The organism is Streptomyces sp., from assembly GCF_035563135.1.
Taxonomy (GTDB): domain Bacteria; phylum Actinomycetota; class Actinomycetes; order Streptomycetales; family Streptomycetaceae; genus Streptomyces.
Map to the genome: position 1 here is coordinate 1 of NZ_DATMVN010000328.1, position 4383 is coordinate 4383.

Consider the following 4383-nt stretch of genomic DNA (forward strand, 5'->3'; position numbering starts at 1 on the left):
GCACCGGCTCGGTCAGACCGGTTCCGGGGAACTCGTCGTACGTCTGCGGGTGTGTGTCTGTGTACGCGTCCGATTGCGGGGTACTGGGGTCGGTGTACCCGGCGTGGTCGTGGGAGCCGGGGGAGTGCTGCGGATCGTGACCGACGTCCTCGTGGGAGGCGAACTCTGCTGATGCGTAAGGCTCGTAGGGCGCCGACTGGTGTTCGTACGAGGGGTGCGACGTCTGTTCGGGTGCGTACGCGGCGTTCTCGGGCGTGGCGCCGGTGTTCCAGGCGGTGGCGTCATAGGCGCCGGTGTCCGCGGACGCGTAGCTTCCATGCGCTGCGGCCTCGAAGGCGGGAGGGGTGAAGGTGCCGGTCGCGTAGGCCGTCGTGTCGAACGTGGTGGTGGGGAAGGCGCCGGTGTCGCCTGCCGCCCACTGATCGGCCTGGCCGGTCAAGTCCCAGCCTGCGGTGTCCCACTGGCCCGTCGCGTCCGGCGCGGGGGCCAGGGCCGGGGGACCGGCCTCGGTCATCCAGGTGCCGGTGGTCTCGTAGCCCTGGGGTGCCTGCGGGTGGGCCAGGGCGTCATAGGCGTCGTACGAGGCCTGCTGATGCGCTCCGGTGTCCCACCGGCCGCTGTCGTAACCGCCTTCGTACGCGGGGGCGTAACCGCCGCCGTACGTCGTCTCGTGGCTGCTGTCGTGCTGACCCGGCAGGTTCCCGAAGAGCGGGTCGGTCTCGAAGCCGCCGGTGGAAGGACTGTCGTATCCGGCATACCCGGCGTGGGGGTGCTGGTCGTTCACCAACTTCTCTCTCGCCTCGGCAGCAGGACCTGTTCCGGGGTCCGGTGGGGGGATCCCAGGGGGAGCAGTGGCCGCGACTGTACCCGGCGGTAGTGGAGGACGACAATCTCCGGGGGCTTCCATCCCCTCAGGAAACGGGCAATCGGCCGTCTTTCGGTGGACGGCGGAGGCAGGCTTGGCCCTATGTTCGAAATGCGTTCTAATCGGCAGGGGGGTGTGGGGCACAGGGCGTGGGATCAGGCGACGGAGGCTGCCCCCGGAGCGTCTGTTCCCTCCCCGCCGGACTCGAGTGCCTGACGGATCGCGGACGCGACCGCGGGGTGCACCGGGAGGGCGAGGTGGCCGATGCCGCTGACGCGTACGTTCACCGCGTCGAGATCGGGGTGATCGACACAGGCCGTCTCGACAGGGAGCATCACCCTGTCCAGCTCGCTCCAGAAGCTGACGAAGCGCGTCCCGCAGTCCGGGGCGGGGCGGCGCAGTTCCTCGATCAGAGGGGAGCCGCTGCGCATCTGGCGGACGATGGGGTGTGCGCCTGCCAGTGGCGCGGCGGCCGTGCCGCCGTGCGGCGTGCCGAGGGTGACGAGCGTGCGTACCCGGCGGTCCCCGCCGAGCCGCTGCACGTAGTACCGCGCGATCAGGCCGCCGAGGCTGTGGCCGACGATGTCGACCTCGCGGTGCCCGGTGCGGGCACAGATCTCCTCCACGTGACGGTTGAGCAGCTCGGCCGCGATGCGGATGTCGCAGGTCAGGGGCGAGTAGTTGAGCGACTCCAGATGGCGCCAGCCGTGCCGGGCCAGGGAGCGGCGGAGCAGGACGAACACGGAGCGGTTGTCGATGAAACCGTGCAGGAGGACGACGGGCGGGCGCTCGCCCGCCGCCGTCGGCAATGCGGTCGTGCCCGCCGGACGGGTGACCTTTCCGGGGGTGGCGTCGGGTCCGGTGCCGGTGCCGGGCGGGTGTGCGGGGGCCCTGCGCTCCGGGGTGAGGCCCGAGGGGTAGATCAGCGCGTGTCCGGCGAGGACCGCCAGCTCCAGGAGGGTGGCTCCGATCAGCGCCGAGGACAGCCGGGCCGGGCGCAGGCACGGTCTGCGCAGCAGTAGGGGTAGGAAGGACAGGACCTTCATGGCCGACCTCCTGCACGGCATGCGGGGAGGCGGCTCCTGCCCCGTACGCCCTCACGGGGGTCGCTGCGGAGGCGGCCGGCGGCCCTGATGCGGCCGGAGGCCGTACCACCGTGCCGTGCGGCTGACGGCGCGATGGTACGACGACCTCGTTGCGGCTCCCTGGCGACGCTCCCCGAGCGGCCCGTGGCCGCCCGGTGCGGGGAAACGACGCCGGCGAACATGTCCCATGTGTGATTTCCCCCTCCCGGCCGACCGCGAAACGACGCCGTGCGGGATGCTGTGGATAACGTTCGTTCACATCACCGGCCCCCCGGGGCACGGGAAACGCATGTGGAGGCATTGATGGGTGTGACCGGTCCGATCCGTGTGGTGGTGGCCAAGCCGGGCCTCGACGGCCATGACCGCGGGGCCAAGGTGATCGCGCGGGCCCTGCGGGACGCGGGCATGGAGGTCATCTACACGGGACTCCACCAGACCCCCGAGCAGATCGTGGACACGGCGATCCAGGAGGACGCCGACGCCATCGGTCTCTCGATCCTCTCCGGTGCGCACAACACGCTCTTCGCCAAGGTCATCGAGCTGCTGAGGGAGCGGGACGCGGAGGACATCAAGGTGTTCGGCGGCGGCATCATCCCTGAGGCGGACATCGCCCCGCTGAAGGAGCAGGGCGTCGCGGAGATCTTCACCCCGGGCGCCACGACGGCCTCGATCGTCGACTGGGTGAACGCACACGTACGCCAGCCTGCGGAGGCCTGAGCCCGCCGCGGCCGGGGCCCGGCGCAGGTCACGGACTCATGTGCCCTGACCTTGGCCGGGGCCGGGGCCGGGGACGGGTGCCCCGGCCGGGGGCGGGTGCGGGTCCAGGGCAGGGGTGTCCGGGGCCGGGTGCGGGTCCAGGGCAGGGGTGCCTGGAGCCGGGTGTGGTTCCGGTGCCCCGGTTGAGGACGGGAGTCCTGACCGGGGCCGGGCTTGAACGCCTCGGTCCGCACCACGGCCCGGACACAGGGCCCGCAGGAGGGGCGCAACCGTCGCGGGGCGGGGCCGGCGTGCCTCGCCGCGCGCCCCCTTCCCGCCCCGGCCGGTCAGTCCGTGCGGGGCTGCGCCAGCTCCGCGTCCATGGCGGCGCGCAGGCGCAAGGTGGAGACCAGGCGCTGGAACGCCTCCGACCAGTAGCCACCCGCTCCCGGTGAGGCGTCCTCCGGCTCGTCCGGCGTGGTGGTGAGCACCGCGAGCCGGTCCGCCTCGGCAGGGTTGAGGCAGCGCTCGGCGAGGCCCATCACCCCGCTGAAGCTCCAGGGATAGCTCCCCGCGTCCCGGGCGATGTCCAGCGCGTCGACCACGGACCGGCCGAGCGGCCCGTCCCAGGGCACGGAACAGGCACCGAGCAGCTGGAAGGCCTCGGACAGCCCGTGCGCGGCTATGAAGCCGGCGACCCAGAGCGCGCGCTCCGGGGGAGGCAGCGTGGCGAGGAGCTTCGACCGCTCCGCCAGCGACACCGTCCCGGGGCCGTTCGCCGGGGGCGTCGAAGGGGCACCGAGCAGCGCCCGTGCCCAGTCAGGATCCTGCTGCCGCACGGCGGCCCGGCACCAGGCGGCGTGCAGCTCGACGGCCCAGCCGTCGGCGACCGGCAGCGCCACCAGCTCCTGTGCCGTCCGGCCGCCGAAGCTCTCCCGCCAGACGCAGAGCGGGGTCGCCTCCACCAGCTGGCCGAGCCACCAGGACCGTTCGCCGCGCCCCGAGGGTGGTACCGGTACCACTCCGTCGCGCTGCATCGCGGCGTCGCACTCGTGCGGCGCCTCGACGGCGACGGACATGCCGCCCCCGGTACGGTCGGGGTTCACGCAGGACGTGGCACGGGCCGCCATCCGCCGGGCGAGGGCCGAGTCGGGCAGTGCGGACAGGAGCTCGGCCGCTGTGGAGCGGACGTTGCGGCTGCGGTCCGCGAGGGCCTCCTCCAGGAACGCCTCGTCGGCCCCGGAGAGACCGGACCGCAGCGAATCGAGAAACATCAGCCGGTCCTCGGCCCGCTCCGTGGGCCAGGTGGCGGCGAGCAAGGACCGGGCCGCATCGGGATCCTGCTCCCGCACGGTTTCGAGCAGTGCGACCCGCTCGGCGAAGAGGCCCTCGTCCCAGAGCAGGCGCACCGCCACCGGATCCGCCGTGTCCGGCCGCTGCGCCCTGCGCGACGAGGCGCGCAGCGCGAACCTCCACTCCGGATTCAGCCCGGCCAGCCAGAGCCCTCGCGGCCCGGCGAACGCCAGTACGTGCGGACGCAGATCCGTACGCGCTCGCGCCGCGTCGAGCAGGGCGGGCAGGAGCTCCGCCGGTGCCCGGTAACCGCGAGCGCCGGCGGAGGCCAGCCACTGGGGGATGAGCTCGGTGAGATCAGGGGCCGTCCCCCGGCGCCCGCCGCCGGACGGAGCCGAGCGGTCGGCGAGCAACTGGGCGAGCCGGCGGCGGGCGGCGGCGGGC

Annotated in this window: 3 protein-coding genes and 1 pseudogene; 1 reads left to right on the forward strand and 3 read right to left on the reverse strand. The window is 73.1% G+C overall.

Going from position 1 to position 4383, the window contains the following annotated elements; all coding sequences use genetic code 11:
• Window positions 1–784 (reverse strand): annotated as a pseudogene (locus VN520_RS14400) (M23 family peptidase); the annotation flags it as partial.
• 236 nt (window positions 785–1020) lie between these two features.
• A complete protein-coding gene (locus VN520_RS14405; RefSeq protein WP_325747303.1) occupies window positions 1021–1911 on the reverse strand; it encodes an esterase/lipase family protein in 891 nt (296 codons plus the stop codon).
• Between the two features lie 342 nt (window positions 1912–2253).
• Between VN520_RS14405 and VN520_RS14410 the strand changes: the two genes are divergently transcribed.
• Window positions 2254–2667, forward strand: coding sequence for a cobalamin B12-binding domain-containing protein (locus VN520_RS14410; protein ID WP_325747304.1), 414 nt, complete (start codon window positions 2254–2256; stop codon window positions 2665–2667).
• A 326-nt stretch (window positions 2668–2993) separates the two neighbouring features.
• Here the strand turns inward: VN520_RS14410 and VN520_RS14415 are convergent.
• A partial coding sequence (locus tag VN520_RS14415; RefSeq protein ID WP_325747305.1) for a DUF5691 domain-containing protein occupies window positions 2994–4383 on the reverse strand: 1390 nt, incomplete at its 5' end.